This window comes from Streptomyces sp. NPDC004539 (genome assembly GCF_040610055.1).
GTDB lineage: Bacteria > Actinomycetota > Actinomycetes > Streptomycetales > Streptomycetaceae > Streptomyces.
This window is the reverse complement of the sequence record NZ_JBEXLS010000006.1, coordinates 193161-215231: the sequence shown is the minus strand read 5'-3', so window position 1 is coordinate 215231 and position 22071 is coordinate 193161. Positions and strand designations below refer to the sequence as shown.

Genomic DNA, 22071 nt, shown 5'->3' with positions numbered 1-22071 from the left:
GGCAGTACATCAGGAACAGAACTCGCCGACAGTCGCGGTGAGGATTTCGGTGAGCCGGTCCAGGGAGGCGAGATCGACGTACTCGGTCGCCGCGTGGGCACCCTCGCCGTCGACTCCGAAGAGGACACAGGGAATTCCGGCCCGGTCGAGGAGCGCGCAGTCCGTCCAGAAGGGTTCCGCACGGATCAACGGCGGCCGTCCCAGGGCGTGTTCGGCGTGTCGGCGCAGGACGCGGACGACGTCCGCCCCGGGGTCGGCCTCGAACGGCTCACGGTGGACGCCGCGCGTCAGCTGGTACCGGAAGCCGGGCACCCGCGACACCAACTCGTCCAGTACGAGGGTGAGTTCACCTGTGACGCCCTCGACCGTCTCCCCGGGGACCGTCCGCCGCTCCAGGGTGATCCGGCAGCGCGCGGGGTACGTGGACGCCTCCTCCCCGCCCTCGATCACGGAGGCGTGCACGGTCCCGGTGCCGAGGAGGGGATGCGCGGGCCCCTCGGCGAGACGCCGCCCCCACTCTTCGAGCGCGACCAGGAAATGGCCCGCCTTGGCGATGGCGTCGACACCGAGGTCGGGGCGGGAGCCGTGCGCGGCGCGGCCGAGGATCTCGACGTCGAACCAGGCGAACCCCTTGTGCGCGAGGGTGAGTTGGAGGTGGCTGGGCTCGGTGACGATCGCGGCGTCGGCCGTGAAGGAGGCGAGGACCTCCTCGGTGCCCGAGCTGCCGTGCTCCTCGTCGGCGACGCACGCTAGGACGACGTCCCCGCGCAGCGGACCGGCGGCGACCGCGCGGGCGGCGGCCACCATCATCGCCGCGATGCCGCCCTTCATGTCGAAGGTGCCCCGCCCGTACATCCGCCCGTCGGCGACCCGGGGCAGCAGCGGATCGCCGTCGTATCCGGCGAGGCCGACGGTGTCGAAGTGGCCGTTGAGCATGAGGGTCCGACCACCGCCGGTGCCGTGGGCGACGGCCACCAACGACGGCCGCCCCGGCCGCTCTTCGAGCCGGTGGACCTCGAAACCGCGGGCGGCGAGCCAGCGGGCGCAGTGGTCGGCGACGGCGGACTCACCCGCGCCGCCGGGCACGAGGTCGGGGTTGACGGAGTCGAGGGCGACGAGTTCGGCGAGGATGGCCGCCGGCTGGGACAACCGCTCACACATGGACGGCTCCCGCCAGTCGCAGCAGCGTCGTCGCCAGCACGTCCACGCCCTGCGCGCACGCCTCCGGCGTCGAGTACTCGCGCGGATTGTGGCTGATCCCGTCGTACTCGCCCCGCACGAAGATCATGGCCGTCGGGCAGAGCGCGGCGATCTCCTGGGCGTCGTGTCCGGCGCCGGAGAGCAGGGACAGGTGGGCGAGCCCGTGCTCGTCGGCGGCCTCGGCGATGGTCTTCTGCACCCCCTCGTCGAACGCGACGTACGCGGTCTTGGCCATGCGGCGCGTGGAGAACGTCAACCCCGCTCGGCTGCCCTCCAGTTCCCTCAGGTACGCCGCCAACGCGGCCTCCGCGCGGGCCATTTGGGCGTCGTCCGGATTCCGGAGGTCCACGGTCATCTCCGCGCGCGCCGGGACGATGTTCGTGAGGTCGGGGTGGACGACGAGGTGGCCGACGGTCGCGCGGAGTTCGCCGTACTCGCCGGAGTCCACCAACTCCCGGAGGAACAAGATGACTTGGGCCGCCGCGAGCCCCGCGTCGGCGCGCAGGTGCGTGGGGGTCGTGCCCGCGTGGGCGGCGCGGCCGTGGACGGTGATCTCCTGCCAGGAGATGCCCTGGACGCCGGTGACGACGCCGACGGGGACGCCGTGCTCGGCGAGGACGGGGCCCTGTTCGATGTGGCACTCGACGTAGGCGTACGGCGGGTCGAGGCGGGCGTCGGTGTCGCCGGCCCAGCCGGTGCGGGCGAGTTCGGCGCCGAGGGTGCGGCCGTCGCGGTCGGTGAGGGCGTGGGCGTACTCCAGGGTCAGGCGGCCCGCCGCGACGGCGCTGCCGAGCATGTCGGTGCCGAAGCGGACGCCCTCCTCCTCGGTGAACACGGCGACCTCGATGGGCCGTTCGGTGCGGATGCCGCGTTCGTTCAGGGTGCGGACGACCTCGATGCCGCCCAGTACTCCGAGGCAGCCGTCGAAGGCGCCGGCCGTGGCGACGCTGTCGATGTGGGAGCCGGTGAGGACGGGCGCGGCGGTCGGGTCGGTGCCCTCGCGGCGGCCGTAGATGTTGCCCATGCGGTCGACACGGACGGCGAGCCCGGCGTCCTCCATCCATGCGGCCACCTGGCGGCGGGCCGCCGCGTCGGCGTCGGTGAGGGCGAGGCGGTTCACCCCGCGCAGGCCGGTGCGCTCGTCGTCGTACGCGCCGATCTCGGCGAGGGTCGTCAGGGAGTGCCAGAGGCGGTCGGCGTCGATCATCGCTGGGGCCTTTCGGGAGTGAGGGGGGCGGGGGTGGTCATCGGGAGGCCGCTTCCGTGTTGAGGAGGACGACGACCGAGTCCGGGCCAAGGTCCAACTCGCCCCGGGCCGCGCGGAGTCCGGCGAGCGGGGCGGCGCCGCAGGGGCCCGAGGAGACGCCCAGGCGGGCGAGGTCGGCGGCGGCGCGGACGCTGTCGGCGTCAGGGATCGCGACCGCGGCGTCGAGACCGCCGTGCAAAAACGGCCACGCGATGCTGGACGGGGTACCGCAGTTGAGCCCGGCCATCACGGTCGCACCCGTGCCGACGCCGACCAGTTCACCGCGCGTGAGACTCTCCAACACGCAGGCGGCGGACCGGGGTTCCACCGACATCAGCGCCGGGGCACGGCCGCCCGGGCGGCTGCGGTAGTGGGTGATCACGGCCTGCGCGAGCGAGCCGACACCGACGGGTACGACGACGAGGTCCGGGCCGGCGGGGAGCTGCTCGTCGATCTCCTCGCACAGCGTGGCGTACCCCTCGACGATCCAGCCCGGGACGCGCTCGTACCCCGGCCAGGCGGTGTCCTGGATCAGCACGGCGTCGGGGGTGTCGGCGGCGCGGCGTACGGCGTCGTCGTAGGAGCCGTCGACCTCGGTGACCGTCGCGCCCTCGCCGGTGATGGCGTCGATCGCGGCGGCGGGGACGCCTCGGGGGACGTGGACGTGGGCGCGGTGGCCGAGGAGGCGGGCGATGCGGGCCACCGCGCGGCCGTGGTTGCCGTCGGTCGCGGTCACCAGGGTGACGGGGCCCGGCGGTCGTTCGGCGAGGGCGCGGTGGATCGCCCAGGAGGCGCCGAGCACTTTGAAGGCGGGGAGTCCGAGGCGGGCGGACTCATCCTTGACGAAGGCCCGGCCGACCCTCAACTCCTCGGCGAGGGCGGGGAGTTCGACGAGCGGGGTGGGGGCGTAGCCGGGGAGGGCGCGGTGGAAGTCGCGCACCTCGGTGGGGGCGGGGGCGCAGCGCCAGGCGCGGGCGGCGGGGCGGGACAGCCAGTGGGAGTCGGTCACCTGCTCAGGGTCCGCCGGAGCGGCATCATCGGTCCAGCGAATGTTTCCGACCTATACTCGTCGGAAAACCCGAACAGAAGAGCTGGACAGAAGAGCTGGACAGAAGAGCCGGACGGAATGACCGGACGGAAGAGCCGGACGAGAGGCGGAGGGCCGTGTTCGATCTGCACCGCCTGCGCCTGCTGCGCGAGCTGAAGCACCGGGGCACCCTCGCGGCCGTCGCCGCCGCCCTGTCGTACGCCCCGTCGTCCGTCTCCCAGCAGCTCTCGCAACTGGAGGCGGAGGTGGGGGTGCCGTTGCTGGAGCCGGTCGGGCGGCGGGTGCGGCTCACCGAGCAGGCGGAGATCCTCGTCGCGCACACCGAGGCGGTCCTGGAGCGGCTGGAGCGCGCCGAGGCCGACATCGCGAGGTCACTGACGGATCTGACGGGTACGGTGCGCGTCGCGTCGTTCCAGACGGCGGCGCTGGCCCTGGTCCCGGCCGCGCTGGGCCTGTTGCGGGCGGAGCACCCTCATCTCCGGGTCCATGTCACGCACATGGAGCCCGAGGTGGCCCTTCCGGCGCTCCAGGCACGGGACTTCGACCTCGTCCTCGCGGAGGAGTACCCGGGTGTGCCCGGCCGACGACCGGCGGATCTGGAACAGGAGGACCTCTTCGCCGACCCTCTCCGCCTCGCCGCACCCCTCGACTCGGCCGCGCCCCGACTCCCCGCGTCATTGGGCTCGTTGTCGGATCATCCCTGGGTGATGGAGCCCGAGGGCACCCCGGCCCGGCACTGGGCCGTGACCCGGTGCCGGGAGGCGGGTTTCGAGCCGGACGTCCGCTTCGAGACGACCGATCTCCTGCTGCACGTCCGTCTCGTCGAGGAGGGCCACGCCGCCGCCTTCCTCCCCGACCTCGTCTGGCGCGGCCACTCCCCCACGGTCCCGCTGCGCCGGCTCCCGGACGAACGCCGGGTCTTCACGGTCGTCCGCAAGGGCCGCAGCGGGCATCCGGCGATCGTGGCGTGCCGGGAGGCGCTGCGGCGGACGGTGGCTGTCTAGGCGCGGCGAGGCACGGGCCGGGACCCACACCCCGTGCCCGAGCGGCGACACCCGTTGCCGTCACGGCACCTCCGGCCCCCTGTACTCCCCCATCGCGTCGATCAGCCACCGCCCCAGATAGTCCGCGAACGAGGCCCTCGGCAGCAGCCGGTACGTCGGGCTGTCGTCGACCTGCCACAGCACCACCGGCACCGGACCGACCGTCGTGGACACCGCGCGCCCCGGCGTGAACGCGCGCGGGTGCAGGTCCAGCGGGCACCCCTTCTCCAGGACCGCGCGGGCGCTGGGCCCGGAGAGCTGGACCGTGGTGCGGTTGGCGGACACGTCGACCACGGAACCGGGGTCGGCGCCGAGCGCCTCCTTCAACTCGCCGGTGAGCGTGGCGGGTTCACCCCGGGAGAGCACGAGCCACTCGTCGGGCCCGGCCCAAGTGGCCGTATGCGCACCGGCGGTGGACGTCTGCCCGCACTCCCGGGGCAGCACCGCACCGAGCGCCTTCTCGATCCGGGCCGCCGCCTCGGACGCCGGGTCGACGCGGACGTTCACCATCGCGAGGAAAGGGAGTTCGGCCAGTGAGACGCCCCTCGGCCCGGTGACGGTCGCCGCGGACATCTGTTCCTTGAGGTGGGCCAGGGGGCTCACCGCGAACGCGGACGGGTCAGCCATCTCGGCGGGTCCCTTCGGGGTCGTAGAGGACGAAGTCGGTCACCTCGACGGGCACCAGCGAATCGCCGACGGGGGCGAGGAGCGTCTCGCCGTGCCGGGACCGGCCGCCGGCCACCAGCGCGAGGGCGAAGGGCCGGCCGAGGGCCTGGCTGTGGTAGCTGGAGGTGACGTGGCCGAGCATCGGTACGGGGACGGTGTCCAAGTCGGCGTCCGGCGCGAGGAGTTGGGTACCTTCGGGGAGCCGGGTAGTGCGGTCGGCCGGCAGCAGCCCGACCAGGTGCTTGCGGTCGGCGCGCTGGGTGTCGGGGCGCTGGAAGGACCGTTTGCCGACGAACTCCTTCTGCTTCGACACCACCCACCCCATCCCCGCGTCCTGCGGGGTGACGGTCCCGTCGGTGTCCTGGCCGACGATGATGTACCCCTTCTCCGCGCGCAGGACGTGCATGGTCTCGGTGCCGTAGGGGGTGATCCCGTACGGCTGCCCGGCGCTGTGCACCTGCTCCCAGACGGCGCGCCCGTACCACGCGGACACGTTGATCTCGTAGGCGAGTTCACCGGAGAACGAGATCCGGCAGATCCGGGCCGGCACCCCGGAGGCGAGGGTGGTCTCGCGGAACGCCATGAAGGGGAACGCCTCGTTGGAGAGGTCGATGTCCGGCGCCAACTCCCGCAGCACGTCACGGGACTTGGGGCCGACGACCGCGATGGTCGCCCACTGCTCGGTCACCGAGGTGCAGTACACGTCGAGTTCGGGCCACTCGGTCTGGAGCCACTCCTCCAGCCAGTCGAGGACTCCGGCGGCGCCCCCGGTCGTGGTGGTCATGAAGTACCGCTCGTCGTCGAGGCGCAGGGTGACGCCGTCGTCGAAGATCATGCCGTCGGGCTTGCACATCACGCCGTAGCGGGCGGTGCCCGGCTTCAGTTTCTTGAACGCGTTGGTGTAGATCCGGTTCAGGAACTCGCCCGCGTCGGCGCCCCGGATCTCGATCTTCCCGAGGGTGGAGGCGTCCATGAACGCGACGCCCTCCCGTGCGGCGCGGCACTCGCGGGCGACGGCGGCGTCCATGTCCTCGCCGTCCAGCGGGTAGTAGCGGGGCCGCTTCCACTGGCCGACGTCCTCGAACACGGCGCCGTGCCCGACGTGCCAGTGGTGCGCGGACGTCATCCGCTCCGGGTCGAACAAGTCGCCCCGCTCACGCCCCGCGAGGGCCGCGAACGCAACCGGCGTGTAGGGCGCCCGGTAGGCCGTGGTGCCGATCTCGCCGGGCGATCCGCCGAGCACCGAGGCGATGACGCCGATGGCGTTGACGCCGGACGTCTTGCCCTGGTCGTTGGCCGTGCCGAGCGAGGTGTAGCGCTTGACGTGCTCGACGCCGCGCATTCCGGCGCCGGTCGAGCGGAGCACGTCGGTGACGGTGACGTCCCGTTGCAGGTCGACGAAGTGCGTGTCGTACGTCTCGCCGGGCACCAGCCACAGCGCCCGCGTGACCCCGCGCTCCCCCGCCGCGACCGGCTCGGGCACCGGCACGGGGAACCCGGCCTCGGTCGCGGCCAGCGCCCCGGCCCGGGTCCCCTCGGCGACGCATGCGCCCGTGTCGTAGGTCCCCCGGGCGGCCCCCACGATCTGCTGGCCGCGCACGGTGCCGTCCGGCACGAACGCCACCAGCTCCTCGTCCCAGCGCACCTTCCCCTGCCGCTGGCTGTGCAGATGGACGACGGGACTCCAGCCGCCGGACACGGCGAGGAGGTCGCAGGCGAACGTCTCGACCGCCGAACGCCCGTCGAGGCTCTGGACGGTGACGCTCGTCAGCCGTCCCTCGCCGGCGGTGTCGACGACCGCGCTGCCGGTCAGCACCACCCCGTCCACCGAGGCCGCCCGCGCGGACCGCTCCGGGCGGGCGTCCACGACGGCGACGACCTCGACGCCCGCCGCGCGCAGGGCGTCGACGGTGTCGTACGCGCTGTCGTTGGTCGTGCTCACCACGGCCCGTGAACCCGGCTTGACCGCGTACCGGTCGAGGTAGGTCCGGACGGCCCCGGCGAGCATCACGCCGGGCCGGTCGTTGCCGGCGAAGACCAGGGGGCGTTCGTGCGCGCCGGTCGCGAGGACGACCCGCTTGGCGCGGATGTGCCACAGGCGCTGCCGGGAGACGCCCGCGAACTCCTCGTGTCCCGTGCGGTGTTGGAGGGCGAGGACGTAGTTGTCGTCGTAGGAGCCGAAGGCGGTGGTGCGGTGGAGGACGACGGTGTCGGGGGCGGCGTCGAGGCGGGCGCGGAGGTCGGTGATCCACTCCTGGCGGTCGAGGAGGGAGCCGCCGGGCTCGGGGCGGTCGTCGACGAGGATCACCCGGGCGCCGGAGTCGCTCGCGGCGACGGCGGCGGCGAGTCCGGCGGGGCCCGCGCCGACGACGAGCACGTCGGTGTGGGCGTACTTCTTGTCGTAGACGGCCGGGTCGGCGCCGGGGTCGAGGCGGCCCTTCCCGGAGAGGGTGCGGGCGGCGAGGCCGTCGTACAGCTCGATCGTGGTGGCCGGGAGCATGCCCTCCGAGTACGAACCGTCCAGCTGTATCAGGGCGTTGGGCTCCTCGACGCCCGCCGAGACGATGCCTCGGGGGCGGCCCCGGTAGAGGGAGGGGGCGACCTCGACGACGCCGTTCGCGAGCATCGCGGAGGCGAGGGTGTCGCCGGGGTGGCCGGTCAGCTCCCGTCCGTCGAGGGTGAACCGGAGGGTGGTGGCGCGGTCGATCCGTCCGCCGTGCGGGAGCCGGAAGGGCTGGTCGGTCATCGGGTTCCTTCCGGGCGGGGCTCGTCGAGGCGGTAGACGGTGAGGACCTCGTGGCTCGCGGTGTCGCGCAGGACGTTGAACCAGCGGCGGCAGCCGGTGCTGTGCACCCAGCGTTCGGAGAAGGGGCCCTTGGGGTTGTCCCGGTAGAAGACATACTCGGCCCACTCCGCGTCCGTGAGGTCGCCGGGGTTCTCCGGGTGCGGGACGTGGGCCTGGCCGCCGTAGTGGTACTCGGTCTCGTCGCGCGGGCCGCACCAGGGGCAGTCGATCAGCAGCACGGGTGCCTCCTCAGTGGGCCACGGCCGCGGCGCCGTGTTCGTCGATCAGGGCGCCCGTCGTGAACCGGTCGAGCGCGAACGGGGCGTTGAGGGCGTGCGGTTCGCCGGTGGCGAGGGTGTGCGCGAAGGTCCAGCCGGCCGCCGGGGTGGCCTTGAAACCGCCGGTTCCCCAGCCGCAGTTGACGTACAGGTTCTCGACCGGTGTGGTGCCGATGATCGGGGAGGCGTCGGGGGTGACGTCGACGATGCCGCCCCAGGTCCGCAGGACGTGCGCGCGGGCGAAGACGGGGAACAGCTCGACGGCGGCGGCCATCTGACGCTCGATCACATGGAAGGAGCCGCGCTGGCCGTACCCGTTGTACGAGTCGACGCCCGCGCCCATCACCAGCTCGCCCTTGTGGGCCTGCGAGACGTAGACGTGGACGTGGTTCGACATCACCACGGTCGGGTGGACCGTCTCGTGGAGTTCGGAGACGAGGGCCTGGAGGGGGTGGGACTGGACGGGGAGGCGGACCCCGGCGAGTTCCGCGAGGACGCTGCTGTGCCCGGCCGCCGCGAGCCCGACCCGGCCGGCGAGGATACGGCCCCGGTTCGTCTCGACGCCGACGACGCGGTCGCCGTCCTTGACGAAGCCGGTGACCTCGCAGCCCTGGATCAGGTCGACGCCGTACGCGTCTGCGCTGCGGGCCAGCGCCCAGGCGACGTGGTCGTGCTTGGCGATCCCGGCGCGGGGCTGGTAGGTCGCGCCGAGCACCGGATAGCGGGTGTTCGAGGAGACGTTGACGATGGGGCAGACCTCGGCGACCTGCTCGGGGGCCAGCCACTCCGCGTCGACGCCGTTGAAGCGGTTGGCGTTGACGCGCCGGATGCCCTCGCGGACGTCCTGGAGGGTGTGCGCGAGGTTGAGGACGCCGCGCTGGCTGAACAGGAAGTCGTAGTCCAGCTCCTCCGGGAGCCGTTCCCACAGTTTGAGGGCGTGCTCGTAGATCGCCGCGCTCTCGTCCCACAGGTAGTTCGAGCGGATGATCGTCGTGTTGCGGGCCATGTTGCCGCCCGCGAGCCAGCCCTTCTCCAGGACGGCGACGTTCGTGATGCCGTGGTTGACGGCGAGGTAGTGGGCGGTGGCCAGACCGTGCCCGCCGCCGCCGACGATGACGACGTCGTAGGAGCGTTTCGGGTCGGGGTTGCGCCAGAGGAAGTCGGGGTGCTCCGGGAGCGGGGCCTCGGTCATGCCAGGTCTCCGTATAGATCGGTCACGCGGGTTCGCCGTAGAGATCGGTCACGCGAGGTCGCCGTAGAGGGGGAACGCGTTCGCCAGCTTCGTCACACGGTCCCGGAGTTCACCCTCGGGAGTCTCCCCCTTGAGCGCCTCCGCGACGATGTCGGCGACCTCCCGGAACTCCGTCCGCCCGAACCCGCGCGTGGCCAGCGCCGGGGTCCCGATCCGCAGCCCGGACGACACCATCGGCGGACGCGGGTCGAAGGGCACGGCGTTGCGGTTGACGGTGATCCCGACCCGGTGCAGCCGGTCCTCGGCCTGTTTCCCGTCCAGCTCCGAGCTCCGCAGGTCGACGAGGACGAGGTGGACCTCGGTCCCGCCGGTCAGGACGGTGATCCCGGCCTCGGCGACGTCGTCGGACAGCAGCCGCCCGGCGAGCACGCGGGCACCCTCCAGGGTGCGGCGCTGGCGGTCCGCGAACTCCGGACTCGCGGCGACCTTGAAGGCAACCGCCTTGGCGGCGATGACGTGTTCGAGCGGACCGCCCTGCTGACCGGGGAACACCGCCGAGTCGATCTTCTTCGCGAGCCCGGCCCGCGTGAGGATCACCCCGCCGCGCGGCCCGCCGAGGGTCTTGTGCGTGGTCGTCGTGACGACATCGGCGTACGGCACCGGGTTCGGGTGCAGCCCGGCGGCGACGAGCCCCGCGAAGTGCGCCATGTCGACCAGCAGATACGCGTCGACCGCGTCCGCGATCCGCCGGAACTCAGCGAAGTCGAGCTGGCGCGGATACGCCGACCAGCCCGCGACGATCAGCTTCGGCCGGTGCTCCAGGGCGAGCCGCTCGACCTCCTCCATGTCGATCCGCAGGTCGGACTCGCGGACGTGGTAGGGGACGACGTCGTACAGCTTGCCGGAGTAGTTGAGGCGCATGCCGTGCGTGAGGTGGCCGCCGTGCGCGAGGTCGAGGCCGAGGATCGTGTCGCCGGGCTTCAGCAGGGCGAACATCGCCGCCGCGTTGGCCTGGGCGCCCGAGTGGGGCTGGACGTTGGCGTGTTCGGCACCGAACAGGGCCTTGACCCGGTCGATCGCCAACTGCTCGATGACGTCGGTGTGTTCACAGCCGCCGTAGTAGCGCCGGCCCGGGTAGCCCTCCGCGTACTTGTTGGTGAGCACCGAGCCCTGGGCCTCCAGGACTGCGGCCGGGGCGAAGTTCTCGGAGGCGATCATCTCCAGCGTGGACTGCTGGCGGTGCAGTTCGGCCGCCACGGCGGCGGCGACATCCGGGTCGAGTGCGGCGAGCGGGAGTGACAGGGTCATCTGTGCACCATCCTGGGAACCGGCTGATACGCGACTGATATATCAAGCTGTGCGGTAACGTATGGGAGCTCACCGCAAGCGTCAAGGGGGCGTCCGTGCAGCAGACCGCGACCGAGGAGCCGTCCCTCGCCGAACAGGCGTACCGCTCCGTCCGCGACCAGCTCGTCCTGCTCGCGATCCGGCCCGGCGCCCCCATCAACGAGGAGCAGCTCGCGCAGTCCCTCGGCGTCGGGCGGACCCCGCTGCGCGAGGCCCTCAAACGGCTCCAGTACGAGCGGCTCATCACGACCTACCCCCGGCGCGGGACGTTCGCCACCGACGTCAACATCACCGACCTCGCGCACGTCTCCGAGGTCCGCCAGGAGCTGGAGCCCCTCGCCGCCGCCCAGGCCGCGCGCCGGGCGACCCCCGCCGACCGCGTCGTCCTCACGGCGCTGCGCGGCGAGCTGGAGAGCGCGGACATCCGCCGCCAGGGCGCCGGCGAACTCCTGCGCCTCGACCTCCGGGTGCACCGCGCGGTCTACGCCACCACGCACAACCCGTACCTGGAGGACACGCTCGTCCAGTACGACAACCTCGCCACCCGCATCTGGTGCCTGTTCATCGACCGCCTCGCGGACATGGCCGGCCACGTCGGGGAGCACGGCCCGCTGATCGAGGCGATCGTCGCGGGCGAGCCGGAGCGCGCGGCTGAGCTGGCACGCAGGCACGTCGAGGGGTTCGAGAAGGCCGTACGCGCCGTCATCTGACGGCGCCCTCCCCGGCCCGCATCCGGGGTCTGCCCGCGAGCGTCGTCCACAGGTACGGCGCCACGTCGTCCTGCGGCAGCTCGGCGATCATGTAGCGCACACAGCGTTCGATCTTGACGCGCCACAGCCGGGCCGCCTCGTTGCCGTCGGCGTCGCACAGCGCCGTGTGGACGGCGGTGTCCTCGCTCGCGATGGTGTCGCACGCCTGCCCGTAGTTCATATCGAGGACGTTGACGAAGACCCGCAGGCGGGCGGTGAGGCGTTCGAAGGTGCCCGCCGCCTGCGGGAGGTCTGCGGCGCGGGCGAGGGCGTCCTGGTAGCGGAGGTCGACCTCGCGGATGCGGAGGTGGTCGTTGTCGCGGGCCGCCGCGCGGACCTCCGCGAGGACGGCCGAGGCGGGGGCCAGGTTGGCGCGGCCGAGCATCGCGACCCGGCGCAGGAGCAGGGCGCCGAGGCCGGCCCGCAGCGCGTACAGGTCGAGGACGTCCTTGGCGGTGATGACCGGGACGCCGGTGCCGCCGCCGGGCAGCGGGTCGAGCATCCCCTCGTCCACGAGCGCGCGCAGTCCCGCGCGGACGACGCGGCGGGACAGGCCCAGCCGGGTGGCGAGCGGCGCCTCCCTGACCCGGTCCCCGGAGCGGTGTCCGCCGGTGAGGACGGCGTCCCGCAGGAGGTCGACGACGGGGTCGGTGACGGTCGGGGCGGTGGGCGGGCGGTTCGCTGCGCGCTGCTCGACGGCTTTCGAGTCACTGTCGGGGCCGCAGATGGCGGGCGTCGCGTAGGAGGCGCGCGGGGCGACGACCTCGGTGAACGGGCCGGCTGCCGGGGTCCAGCCGGTGGACCAGGTGAGGAGCGCGTCGCGCAGGCGGGTGGGGGCGGGTGCCGGGTCGTGCGGGAGGCGGGCGGGGGTGAGGAGGCGGCGGGTCTCGGCGGTCCAGGCTTCGGGGGTGGGGGCGTGGTGCCAGCCGGGGGTGTTGTGGGGGTGTGCCGGGACGCCGTGCGCGAGGTAGTGGACGGTCGTCGTGGGGGTGACCGTGGCGCGGGTACGGGCGACGAAGGCGGCCAGGGCGTCGGTGTGGTCGCCGGGGGTGCCGCGCAGGGTCGCGAAGGCGCAGGCCACGCCGAGGACGTGCGCCGCCTCCGCGTCGTCGCCGAGGAGCCGGGTCGCCGCCGTCGTACCGGCGCCCTTGCGGCTCGTCACCGCGAGCACGCACACCGGTGGGGCCACGAACAGTCCGACGGGCTCGTCCGCGCGGGCGGGCAGCGACCAGGGCCGGCGGGCGCCCGGCGGTGAACTCAGGTGGTGGGTACGCCAGATGCGGCTCACCGTGCTCTGGCTGAGCCCGGTCTCGGCGGCCATCGCCCGGGTGGACCAGCCCCGCCGGGAGCCGTCCGGGGCGGGGGTGAGGGTGCGGACGAGGACATGGGCGACGGCGTCGTCATCAGCGGCTGGAGGACGGCCGGGGCGGGGGCGTTCGCCGAGGCCGGCCAGCCGGTCTGCGAGGAAACGGGAGCGCCACGTCGTCACCATGTCCCTTGACACGCCGAGGAGTCGGGCGACGGCCGTGCTCGTGGGCTCGGTCTCGCAGGCGAGGACGATCCGGGCGCGCAGGGCGCGGGCCTGGGCCGTCGTACGGCTCCGGGTCCAGGCGCGCAGGACGGCGCGTTCCTCGTCGGTGAGGACGACGCTGTCGCGGGGGCGGCCGGGCATGCGGGAAACGTAGCCGAACTTCCGACTCGACGGCACCCCCGTGGCCGTCGCGATGCGCCGGGCATTGTTGGCCGCCCGGCGCCTTCCCATACTTCGTTGCCATCCGGCGGCCACATCGCCGGCCTCCCCAGGACACCGTGAGTTCGCCACGGGTGCCCCCTTCCCCGCCCGGAACCGCTCCGAAGGCTGTGATGACCGTGAACGCAGGCAACAGACTGGACGAGGCGCCCCTGTCGCGCTTCCACAAGAAACTCGCGCTGTACTCCTCCGGCGGGCCGTTCCTCGACGGCTACGTCCTGAGCATCATCGGCGTCGCGATGGTGCAGATCACCCCGCAGCTGGACCTCTCCGACTCCGCGCAGGGCCTGATCGGGGCGTCCGCGCTGATCGGGGTCTTCCTCGGCGCGTTCACCGGCGGCTGGCTCACGGACCGGTACGGCCGGCAGGTCCTCTACACGATCGACCTGGCCGCGATCATCGTCTGTTCCGTCGCCCAGTTCTGGGCGGACGACGCGGTGTGGCTGTTCGTGCTGCGGCTGCTGATCGGCATGGCGGTCGGCGCGGACTACCCGATCGCGACCTCGCTGCTCGCGGAGTTCACGCCGAGCCGCTACCGGGGTCCCCTCCTCGGCGGGCTGGTCGTCATGTGGTTCGTCGGCGCGGCGGTCGCCTACATCACCGGCGAGATCCTCCTGAACCAGCTCGGTGACGACGCCTGGCGGTGGATGCTGTCCAGCGCCGCCCTGCCGGCGACGGTGATCGTGCTGCTGCGGCTCGGCACCCCCGAGTCGCCGCGCTGGCTCGCCAACAAGGGCCGTACTCAGGAGGCGGAGGCCGTCCTGAAGCAGGTGTACGGGCCGGAGGCGACGATCGCCGACCTCGCGGAGGAAGAGGAGCGGGAGAACGTCGACCTGAAGGCGATCCTGCGGTCCGGGTACGGCGGGCGGATGCTGTACATCTCGGTGTTCTGGACGTGTTCGGTCATCCCGCTGTTCGCGATCTACGCGTTCGGCCCGCGCATCCTCGACGCGCTCCGTCTGGAGGACGGTCTCGCGAACGTCGGCGAGGCGATGATCACGGTGATGTTCCTGATCGGCTGTGTGATCGCCCTGTTCGGGGTGAACCGTATGGGCCGGCGCCCGCTGGTGATCCACAGTTTCCTCTGGTCGGGCCTCGCGCTGCTGGTCCTCGGCCTGTTCCCGGACGCCCCCTCGGGCGTGATCATGACGCTGTTCGCGCTGTACGCCGTGATCATCGGCGGCACGCAGATCCTCCAGTGGATCTACCCGAACGAGCTGTTCCCGACCGAGGTGCGCGGCTCGGCCGTCGGGCTCGCCTCCTCGGCCAGCCGGGTCGGCGCGGCGACCGGCACCTATCTCGTCCCGATGGCCCTGACCGGCTGGGGCGTCGGCGGCACGATGCTCGCCGCCGCCGCGATCAGCCTCGTCGGAGCCGTCGTCTCCGTCCTGTGGGCGCCCGAGACGCGGGGCATGGCCCTGCACGAGGCCGCCGCCCTCGCACCCCGGCGGACCGCGCCCGTGGAGACCCCGGTCGGAGGAGCCCGATGAAGGACGTGGTGATCGTCGGCGGCGGGATCGCCGGCCTCGCGGCGGGCTGGCGCCTGCGGCACTGGGACACCCTGCTGCTGGAGTCCGAGGGGCGGGTCGGCGGACGCGTCCGCTCGGAGCGGCGCGGCGCGTACTGGATGAACTGGGGCGGGCACGTCTACGCGGGCGGGGACTCGGCGACGTCGTGGCTCCTGAACAGCACCGGCGTCGAGTCGGTGCCCGTGCCGGGCTCGCTGGCCGGGCTCTCGATGAACGGGAAGCTGCTGCTGAAGGGGCGGGTGGAGACGTACCCGTTCCGTATCCCGATGCCGATGCCGGCGCGGGTCGGGATGGTCAGGGCGGGCGCCAAGGTCGCGCTGCACGTGGCCCGGTACGCCCGGACCGTGCGGCGGCGGAGCGGCGAGACCGCCGCCCAGCACCAGCAGCGGATCTACGACTTCATGAACGACCGCTCCTTCCAGGACTTCATCGGCGATCTCCCGGAGGACGCGGAGGCCCTGTTCAAGCCGACGGTGACGCGCTCGTCCGCCGACATGGACCAGCTGTCGGCCGGTTCCGGCGTCGGCTACTTCAGCCTCGTGTGGAACATCGGCGGCGGCCTCTCCCGCAGCATCCTCGGCGGCCCCTCCACCCTGACGGAGAACATCGCCGCCGCCCTCGGCGACCGGGTCCGGTTGGGCGCGGTGGTCGACGAGGTCGTCCACAAGGGCGACTCGGTGGTCGTGCGCTACCGGCAGGACGGCGCCGAGCACGAGGTCCGGGCGCGGTACGTCGTCCTCGCGACGCCCGCGCCGGTCAGCCACCGCATCGCCGTCGACCTCGACCCCGACGTCCGCGAGGCCCTCGGCCGGATCGTCTACGGGCCGTACGTCAGCGCCGCGTTCCTCTCCGACGAGCGGGGGCGTCAGGTGTGGGACGACGCGTACGGGATCGCGACGCCGAAGCGGTCGTTCAACGTCGCGCTGAACATGTCGAACGTGGTGCACGGGTATGCGGCCGAGCGGCGGCCCGGCAGCAGCGTCATGACGTTCTCGCCGGGGGCGCTGGCGCGGGAGCTGCTGGAGCACGACGACGACACGATCCGCCGGATCTATCTCGACGATCTCGACCAGGTGCTGCCCGGGTTCGCGGGGCACGTCGTCGAGGCGGAGATCCAGCGGTGGCCCACCGGTTCGCCGTACTGCTTCCCGGGGCGGGCGAAGCTCCAGCCGGCGCTGACCCGGCGGGGCGGGCGGGTGTTCCTGGCCGGGGACTACCTCGGCACGTTCTACACGGAGACCGCGATCGGCACCGGTCTGTCCGCCGCGCAGGAAGTGCGGAGCCTGCTGGCGAGCGACCGGCAGATGACGGCGTAACCCCCTTACATTTCAGGAGAGTTGAGCATGTCCAACACACTGACGGGTGTCCTGACCGCGCTCGCCACGCCGTTCGCGGCGGACGGGCGGATCGACGAGAAGACGCTGAGGCTGCTGGTCGACCGGAGTGTCGACGCGGGCGTGGACGGGGTCGTCGCGTGCGGGTCGACCGGGGAGTTCGCGGCGATGAGCGCGGACGAGCGGCGGCTGGTCGTGGAGACGGTCGTCGACCAGACCGCCGGCCGGGTCCCGGTGATCGCGCAGACCGGCGCGCTGAGCACCCGGGAGGCGGTCGAACTCTCCCGGCACGCGGCGGAAGTAGGCGCGTCCGTCCTGATGGTGGTCGCGCCGTTCTACGAACCCCTCACGCCCGACGAGACGTCACGCTACCTGCGGACCGTCGCCGCCTCCGTGGACGTGCCGGTCATGCTCTACAACCTCCCGGCGGCGACCGGGGTGAACCTCTCCCCCGACACCATCGGGCAGTTGGCGCGCGAGGTGGAGAACATCCGGTACGTCAAGGACACCAGCGGGGACATGGCGCAGGCCGGTCAGCTGATCCGGTACCACGGGGACGTGGTGTCCACGTTCGTCGGCTGGGACAGCCTCCTGTTGCAGGCGATCGCCGAGGGGGCGGCCGGGGTGATGTCGGGGGTGGCGAACGTGATCCCGGGTGAACTCGTGTCGGTGTACCGGGCGTTGCGGGACGGGGACCTCGCGCGGGGGCGTGCGGAGTGGGCGCGGATCTATCCGCTGGTGGACGCGTTCCTGTCGGTGCCGTTCGTGCAGGCGGTCAAGGCGGGGCTCGGCGCGGCGGGGGTTGCGGCGGGCGGTCCGCGTGAGCCGCTGCTCGCGCTGGACGAGGCGACGGCCGCGCGGATCGCCGCTCTGGTCGAGGGGGTTCGGGGATGACGCGGGACGGTGTGGTCCTCCCGCCGGCCCGGCAATTCATCGGCGGGGTGTTCGTCGAGGGGGCCGGGGGCATCGAGGTCGTCGATCCGTGTACGGAGGAGGTCGTCGCGGTCGTTCCCGAGGGGAGCGCCGAGGACGTCGACCGGGCGGTGGCCGCGGCGGTGGCGGCGAAGGACGGGTGGGCGCGGCAACTGCCCCGGCAACGCTCGGAGTCGCTGCACGCGATCGCCGACCGGCTGGCGGCGGAGGCGGAGTCGTTGAGCGTGCTGGAGTCGGTGAACACCGGGAAGCCGCTCATGGTGTCCCGCGACGACGTGGGGCAGGCCGTCGACACGTTCCGGTTCATGGCCGGGGCGGTCCGCGCGACGACGTCCCTGGCCGCCGGCGAGTACGCCGAGGACCATCTCTCTGTGATCCTGCGCGAACCGCTCGGTGTCGTCGGCGTGGTCACACCGTGGAACTACCGGCTGCTGATGGCCGCCTGGAAGATCGCCCCGATCCTCGCGGCGGGCAACACCCTCGTCCTGAAGCCGTCCGAGCAGACCCCGCTCACCACCCTGAGGTTCGCGGAACTCGTCGCCGACCTGCTGCCGCCGGGCGTGCTGAACGTCGTGGGCGGGTACGGCCCTGTCGTCGGCGCGCGGCTCGCCTCGCACCCGGACGTCGACATGATCGCGCTGACCGGTTCCGTGCACAGCGGCCGGGCCGTCGCGCGGGCCGCCGCCGAGAGCCTGAAGCGGGTGCACCTCGAACTCGGGGGCAAGGCGCCGGTGCTGGTGTTCCCGGACGCCGATCTCGGGGCCGCCGCAGCCGCGTTGCGGGTCGCCGGGTTCTGGAACTCGGGGCAGGAGTGCGGGGCGGCGTGCCGGGTCCTCGTGCACGCGTCGGTCGCCGGGGAGTTCACGGAGCGGCTCGTCGCCGAGGTGCGGGGGCTGGTCGTCGGGGAGCCTTGGGACGGGGCGGACGTCGAGGTGGGGCCGATGGTGTCCAAGGCGCACTTCGAACGGGTCACCGGGTATCTGGAGCGGGCCCGCAAGGACGGGGTGCGGGCCGCCGTCGGGGGTGACCCCCTGGACCGGCGCGGGTACTTCGTCGCGCCGACCGTCCTCGTCGACGTGCCCGAGGGGGCGGAGGCGGCCCGTGAGGAGATCTTCGGTCCCGTGATCACCGTCGAGACGTTCACCGACGAGGACGAGGCGGTGCGGCGCGCGAACGCCGTCCCCTACGGGCTGTCCGCGTCCGTGTGGACGGGGAGCACCCGGCTCGCCCAGACCGTCCCCGCGCGCCTCGACTTCGGGACCGTGTGGGTCAACTCCCATCTGGTGCTGGCCAGTGAGGTGCCGTGGGGCGGGTTCAAGGGGTCCGGGTACGGGCGTGACCTGTCCCTGTACGCGCTGGACGACTATTCGCGGACGAAGCACGTGATGCAGCACCGGGGACGCTGATCCCCTCGGTGAGGGGCCGGGAGCCGCCACGGACTCCCGGCCCGGCAGGGCGCGTGCCCTACCTCGTCGGCGCCTTGGTGACGGCCGTCAGGACCGTCGCCGCGAGCGTCACGGCGCCGATCGTCACGAACGCCGTCCCGTAGCCGCTCGCCGCGAGGTGGGCGGTGGTGAGGGGGCCGATGACGCCGGCCAGGCTCCAGGAGACGAGCATCGGCCCGTAGACGGCGCCGATGTGGGCGACGCCGAAGAAATCGCCGGCGGTGGCGGGCATCGTGCCGAAACCGCCGCCGTTGGCGAGGCTCACCGCGCAGACGAGGGCCGCGAAGAGGGCGGGGTCGTGGGCCCAGGGCAGGGCGAGCAGGCAGAGCCCCTGGATCACCAGGAGCACGGCGAACGTCCGCATCCGGCCCGCCCGTTCGGACACCGCGCCGAACAGCGGGCGCCCGACGCCGTTGAACACCCCGGCCGCCGCCGTCAGCGCCGCCGCCGACCCGGCGTCGTACCCGGCGACGGAGTGCGCGGCGGGCGCCAGCACGCTGACGAGGCTGATCCCGGCGAGGGCGCTGGCGAACAGGATCGTCGCGAGGAGGTACCACTCGCGGCTGCGCAGCGCCTCGCGGGCGGTGTAGGAGGGGCCGGTGGAGCGGCCGACGACGACGGACGGGCCGCTCGCGGGCGGGTTGACGAACAGCCAGGCCGCCGGGAGGGTCATCGCCGCGCAGAGCAGGCCGACCGGCAGGAACGCCTGGGTGGGGACGGTCTCGTAGCGGTGGACGAGGGCCGCCATGACCGGTGCGCCGAGGACGGGTCCGAGGCCGAAGCCGCCGACGCTGATCCCGGTGATCAGGCCGCGCTTGTCCGGGAACCACTTCTGGAGGAGGGCCGTCGGCACGATGTAGCCGATCCCGAGGCCCACCCCCGAGACGACGCCGTAGCAGAGGATCAGAATCCACAGGTCGGCGGCGTCCCGGGCCAGGGAGCAGGCGACGATCCCCGCCGAGTAGACGGCCGCCCCGGTCATCGCCGTCACCCGTGAACCGTGCCGCTCCTGGAGCCGGCCGCCGCACCAGGTCCCGACGAAGACCATCCCGACGGCGACGCTGAACGGGAGGGTCGCGCGCGTCGCGTCGTACGCGAACGTCGAACCCGGTTCCCTGAGCGCCCGTCCGAACACGCTCCACGCGTACACCGATCCCAGGGCGAGCTGGAACACGACCGCCGCGAGGGCGACCCACCACCGGCGCGGCACCCCGGGCCGCCGGTGCCGGACGAGCACCGGCATCGACACGGAGACCACCACACGCCGGGCGGCGTCCGGCCGTACGTACACCTCCGGCGCACGCTTCTCACGGGACGTACCGACAACAGACCCCACGACAACCACCTAGGCAATCAGGCCGTCACGACGGCCAAGCCCGCGCGGGACCTGAACCGGCGGACGAACGTTTCGGCTCAGCTCTTGAGCCGCAGTCGACCACCGGCGCGGGGTGTGTCACGCACGACGCACGGCGTGTTCACTCGACGGGGTAGCCGGGCCGGTCCATCCGGCAGGCGGCCTTTCGGGGAAGGCTGATTGTCGTAACCGAGCGGTGAATCAGCGGGCGGAGAACGGGAGTTCGACCGTGACCCGGAGTCCTCCGGCGGGGCGCGGGGTGAGAGTGAGGGTGCCGTCGTGGGCCTGGGTGATGGTCGCGACGAGGGCGAGACCGAGGCCGACGCCCGGGTGGCCGGAGTGGACGCGTTCGGTGCCGCGTTGGAACGGTTCGGTGAGGGTGGCGACGAGGCCGGGGGCGAGGCGCTCGCCGGTGTTCTCGACGGTGAGGACGACCGTGCGGGGGCGGACGGCGGTGTGGACGCGGACACTGCCGTGGGCGGGGAGGTTGTGGACGATCGCGTTCTGGACGAGGTTCGTGACGAGCTGGAGGAGAAGGGCCGGTGAGCCCGTGGTGGGGGTGATGTCGCCGGTGGTCTCCAGGGTGACGCCGTGGCGTTCGGCGAGGGGGAGGAGGGTCTCGGCGGCCTCCTCCGCGAGGAGGGACAGGTCGACGGGTTCCGGGGTGAACGTCTTCTGTTCGGCGCGGGCGAGCAGGAGCAGCGCCTCGGTGAGGGCGATGGCCCGGGTGTTGACGGTGTGGAGGCGGTCGAGGAGTGCGCGCGGGTCGTGGTGGGGGTCGGTGCGGGCCACGTCGATGAGGGACTTGGAGACGGCCAGCGGGGTGCGCAGTTCGTGGGAGGCGTTGGCGGCGAATCTGCGCTGGGCGGCGACGTGCGCTTCGAGCCGTACGAGCATCGTGTCGAAGGCGTCGGCGAGTTCGCGGAACTCGTCGGCGCGGCCCGGGAGGCGGATGCGGTGGGACAGCGAGCCGTTCGCGGCGAGCCGGGTGGCGTGCGTGATGCGGTTGAGGGGGGCGAGCATACGGCTGGCCAGGAACCAGCCGCCGACCAGGCCGAACACCAGCAGGAACAGCAGGGTGAGGCCGCCGACGGGGGCGAAGTCACGGACGACGGAGAGCCGGTAGCCGGGCGCGAACACGATCCCGACGTGCCGCACGCGCGTCAGGAAGAACCATCCGGCGACGAGCATGATGCAGCCCGCCAGCAGCAGGAACCCCGTGTAGCTGAGGGTGAGTCTGAGGCGGACGCTCAGCCCGGGCTCCCTATCCACGCTCCCCTCCCCCGATCCGGTACCCGACCCCCGGCACGGTCACGATCAGCCACGGTTCCCCGAGCCTCTTGCGCAGCGCCGAGACGGTGATGCGTACGGCGTTGGTGAACGGGTCGGCGTTCTCGTCCCAGGCGCGCTCCAGGAGTTCCTCCGCGCTGACGACGCCTCCCTCGGCGGCGACGAGGACTTCGAGGACGGCGAACTGTTTCCGGGTCAGGGCGACGTACCGGCCGTCGCGGTGGACCTCGCGGCGGAACGGGTCCAGACGCAGGCCGGCGATCTCCCGGACGGGGGGCCTGCTGTGGGCGCGTCTGCGGTCGAGTGCCCTCAGCCGCATGACCAGTTCGCGCAGATCGAAAGGTTTCGTGAGGTAGTCGTCGGCGCCGAGGCCGAAGCCGGACGCCTTGTCGTCGAGACGGTCGGCCGCGGTCAGCATGAGGATCGGGGTGCCGCTGCCGGAGGCGACGATCCGGCGGGCGACCTCGTCGCCGGAGGGGCCGGGGATGTCCCGGTCGAGGACGGCGATGTCGTACGTGTTGACGCCGAGGAGCTCCAGCGCGGTGTCGCCGTCCCCGGCGAGATCGGCCGCGATCGCCTCCAGACGCAGGCCGTCGCGGATGGCCTCGGCCAGATAGGGCTCGTCCTCGACGATCAAGACACGCATGGGTCCAGGCTACGAGGGGGCGCATATCGTCGGCGTATCGAGAAGCGCATACGTCCTGGCAACAGTGGGGGGCGTTGGCTGGCGGCATGACTCGAATTCCCGGGGTGGCGCGGGCGCGCGCCACAATGTCGGCGCGGGCGCACGCCGCTCCTGACGCACCTGTCGTCCCCCAGTCGACGCGGGCGGATGCCGCGCCCTCCGCCGCAGAGGCTCCAGAGGCCCCCGAGGCCCCGCGC

18 protein-coding genes are annotated in these 22071 nt (G+C 72.7%); 6 read left to right on the top strand and 12 right to left on the bottom strand.

Annotation, left to right across the window (positions count from 1 at the left end):
- Window positions 1–9: 9 nt before the first annotated feature.
- The 3 genes from ABZX85_RS15150 to ABZX85_RS15140 are packed head-to-tail and all read right to left on the bottom strand — an operon-like array spanning window position 10 to window position 3455.
- Window positions 10–1161, bottom strand: coding sequence for an ArgE/DapE family deacylase (locus ABZX85_RS15150; protein WP_355867271.1), 1152 nt, complete (start codon window positions 1159–1161; stop codon window positions 10–12).
- Window positions 1154–2407 carry a Zn-dependent hydrolase gene (locus tag ABZX85_RS15145; protein ID WP_355867268.1) on the bottom strand — a complete coding sequence of 418 codons (1254 nt, stop codon included), beginning with the start codon at window positions 2405–2407 and terminating at the stop codon, window positions 1154–1156. The genes ABZX85_RS15150 and ABZX85_RS15145 overlap by 8 nt, the downstream gene beginning before the upstream one ends.
- A gap of 37 nt (window positions 2408–2444) precedes the next feature.
- Entirely contained in the window at window positions 2445–3455 is a 1011-nt protein-coding gene (locus ABZX85_RS15140) for a pyridoxal-phosphate dependent enzyme (RefSeq protein WP_355867265.1), read from the bottom strand.
- Window positions 3456–3610: 155 nt separating this feature from the next.
- On the opposite strand from ABZX85_RS15140, the gene ABZX85_RS15135 reads away from it, so the two are divergent.
- On the top strand, window positions 3611–4498 hold the full coding sequence (locus tag ABZX85_RS15135) for a LysR substrate-binding domain-containing protein (RefSeq protein ID WP_355867262.1): 888 nt from the start codon (window positions 3611–3613) through the stop codon (window positions 4496–4498).
- Between the two features lie 60 nt (window positions 4499–4558).
- Here the strand turns inward: ABZX85_RS15135 and ABZX85_RS15130 are convergent, their stop codons facing one another.
- The 5 genes from ABZX85_RS15130 to glyA are packed head-to-tail and all read right to left on the bottom strand — an operon-like array spanning window position 4559 to window position 10766.
- Window positions 4559–5164: a sarcosine oxidase subunit gamma family protein gene (locus ABZX85_RS15130; protein WP_355867259.1), complete on the bottom strand. Its 606-nt coding sequence runs from the start codon at window positions 5162–5164 to the stop codon at window positions 4559–4561.
- Window positions 5157–7949: a sarcosine oxidase subunit alpha family protein gene (locus ABZX85_RS15125; protein ID WP_355867256.1), complete on the bottom strand. Its 2793-nt coding sequence runs from the start codon at window positions 7947–7949 to the stop codon at window positions 5157–5159. The genes ABZX85_RS15130 and ABZX85_RS15125 overlap by 8 nt, the downstream gene beginning before the upstream one ends.
- Complete coding sequence (locus ABZX85_RS15120) at window positions 7946–8227, bottom strand: sarcosine oxidase subunit delta (RefSeq protein ID WP_355867253.1); 282 nt, start codon at window positions 8225–8227, stop codon at window positions 7946–7948. Before ABZX85_RS15120 ends, ABZX85_RS15125 begins: the two co-directional genes overlap by 4 nt.
- Window positions 8228–8237: 10 nt before the next feature.
- Window positions 8238–9458 (bottom strand): sarcosine oxidase subunit beta family protein, encoded by a 1221-nt coding sequence (locus ABZX85_RS15115; RefSeq protein ID WP_355867250.1) that lies wholly within the window; start codon window positions 9456–9458, stop codon window positions 8238–8240.
- Window positions 9459–9506: 48 nt separating this feature from the next.
- A complete protein-coding gene (glyA, locus tag ABZX85_RS15110) occupies window positions 9507–10766 on the bottom strand; it encodes a serine hydroxymethyltransferase (RefSeq protein WP_355867247.1) in 1260 nt (419 codons plus the stop codon).
- Between the two features lie 95 nt (window positions 10767–10861).
- Here glyA and ABZX85_RS15105 point away from each other — a divergent pair, with 95 nt between their 5' ends.
- Window positions 10862–11515: a GntR family transcriptional regulator gene (locus ABZX85_RS15105; protein WP_355867243.1), complete on the top strand. Its 654-nt coding sequence runs from the start codon at window positions 10862–10864 to the stop codon at window positions 11513–11515.
- Here ABZX85_RS15105 and ABZX85_RS15100 read toward each other — a convergent pair.
- Window positions 11508–13226, bottom strand: a complete 1719-nt coding sequence (locus ABZX85_RS15100) for a helix-turn-helix domain-containing protein (RefSeq protein WP_355867240.1) — start codon at window positions 13224–13226, stop codon at window positions 11508–11510. The two genes, ABZX85_RS15105 and ABZX85_RS15100, sit on opposite strands and share 8 nt — an antisense overlap.
- Before the next feature lie 191 nt (window positions 13227–13417).
- On the opposite strand from ABZX85_RS15100, the gene ABZX85_RS15095 reads away from it, so the two are divergent.
- Genes ABZX85_RS15095 through ABZX85_RS15080 form a run of 4 tightly spaced genes read left to right on the top strand, consistent with a single transcriptional unit; the run spans window position 13418 to window position 18506 of the window.
- Window positions 13418–14794: an MFS transporter gene (locus ABZX85_RS15095; protein WP_355867237.1), complete on the top strand. Its 1377-nt coding sequence runs from the start codon at window positions 13418–13420 to the stop codon at window positions 14792–14794.
- Window positions 14791–16149 (top strand): NAD(P)/FAD-dependent oxidoreductase, encoded by a 1359-nt coding sequence (locus tag ABZX85_RS15090; RefSeq protein ID WP_355867235.1) that lies wholly within the window; start codon window positions 14791–14793, stop codon window positions 16147–16149. Before ABZX85_RS15095 ends, ABZX85_RS15090 begins: the two co-directional genes overlap by 4 nt.
- A 27-nt stretch (window positions 16150–16176) precedes the next feature.
- Window positions 16177–17061 (top strand): dihydrodipicolinate synthase family protein, encoded by an 885-nt coding sequence (locus tag ABZX85_RS15085; protein WP_355867232.1) that lies wholly within the window; start codon window positions 16177–16179, stop codon window positions 17059–17061.
- Entirely contained in the window at window positions 17058–18506 is a 1449-nt protein-coding gene (locus tag ABZX85_RS15080) for an aldehyde dehydrogenase family protein (RefSeq protein ID WP_355867229.1), read from the top strand. Before ABZX85_RS15085 ends, ABZX85_RS15080 begins: the two co-directional genes overlap by 4 nt.
- 58 nt (window positions 18507–18564) lie before the next feature.
- Here the strand turns inward: ABZX85_RS15080 and ABZX85_RS15075 are convergent, their stop codons facing one another.
- The 3 genes from ABZX85_RS15075 to ABZX85_RS15065 form a co-directional block, all read right to left on the bottom strand.
- Window positions 18565–19881, bottom strand: a complete 1317-nt coding sequence (locus ABZX85_RS15075) for an OFA family MFS transporter (protein WP_355867226.1) — start codon at window positions 19879–19881, stop codon at window positions 18565–18567.
- Between the two features lie 219 nt (window positions 19882–20100).
- Window positions 20101–21171, bottom strand: coding sequence for a HAMP domain-containing sensor histidine kinase (locus ABZX85_RS15070; protein WP_355867223.1), 1071 nt, complete (start codon window positions 21169–21171; stop codon window positions 20101–20103).
- A complete protein-coding gene (locus ABZX85_RS15065; RefSeq protein ID WP_355867220.1) occupies window positions 21164–21835 on the bottom strand; it encodes a response regulator transcription factor in 672 nt (223 codons plus the stop codon). The genes ABZX85_RS15070 and ABZX85_RS15065 overlap by 8 nt, the downstream gene beginning before the upstream one ends.
- Window positions 21836–22071: the final 236 nt, after the last annotated feature.

Bases quoted from the DNA above. Each gene is read 5' to 3' on its own strand.
- ABZX85_RS15100 (WP_355867240.1), bottom strand. From the start codon at position 13,226: ATGCCCGGCCGCCCCCGCGACAGCGTCGTCCTCACCGACGAGGAACGC.
- ABZX85_RS15115 (WP_355867250.1), bottom strand. From the start codon at position 9,458: ATGACCGAGGCCCCGCTCCCGGAGCACCCCGACTTCCTCTGGCGCAAC.
- ABZX85_RS15065 (WP_355867220.1), bottom strand. From the start codon at position 21,835: ATGCGTGTCTTGATCGTCGAGGACGAGCCCTATCTGGCCGAGGCCATC.
- ABZX85_RS15090 (WP_355867235.1), top strand. From the start codon at position 14,791: ATGAAGGACGTGGTGATCGTCGGCGGCGGGATCGCCGGCCTCGCGGCG.
- ABZX85_RS15080 (WP_355867229.1), top strand. From the start codon at position 17,058: ATGACGCGGGACGGTGTGGTCCTCCCGCCGGCCCGGCAATTCATCGGC.
- ABZX85_RS15125 (WP_355867256.1), bottom strand. From the start codon at position 7,949: ATGACCGACCAGCCCTTCCGGCTCCCGCACGGCGGACGGATCGACCGC.
- ABZX85_RS15130 (WP_355867259.1), bottom strand. From the start codon at position 5,164: ATGGCTGACCCGTCCGCGTTCGCGGTGAGCCCCCTGGCCCACCTCAAG.
- ABZX85_RS15145 (WP_355867268.1), bottom strand. From the start codon at position 2,407: ATGATCGACGCCGACCGCCTCTGGCACTCCCTGACGACCCTCGCCGAG.
- ABZX85_RS15095 (WP_355867237.1), top strand. From the start codon at position 13,418: ATGACCGTGAACGCAGGCAACAGACTGGACGAGGCGCCCCTGTCGCGC.
- ABZX85_RS15085 (WP_355867232.1), top strand. From the start codon at position 16,177: ATGTCCAACACACTGACGGGTGTCCTGACCGCGCTCGCCACGCCGTTC.
- ABZX85_RS15150 (WP_355867271.1), bottom strand. From the start codon at position 1,161: ATGTGTGAGCGGTTGTCCCAGCCGGCGGCCATCCTCGCCGAACTCGTC.
- glyA (WP_355867247.1), bottom strand. From the start codon at position 10,766: ATGACCCTGTCACTCCCGCTCGCCGCACTCGACCCGGATGTCGCCGCC.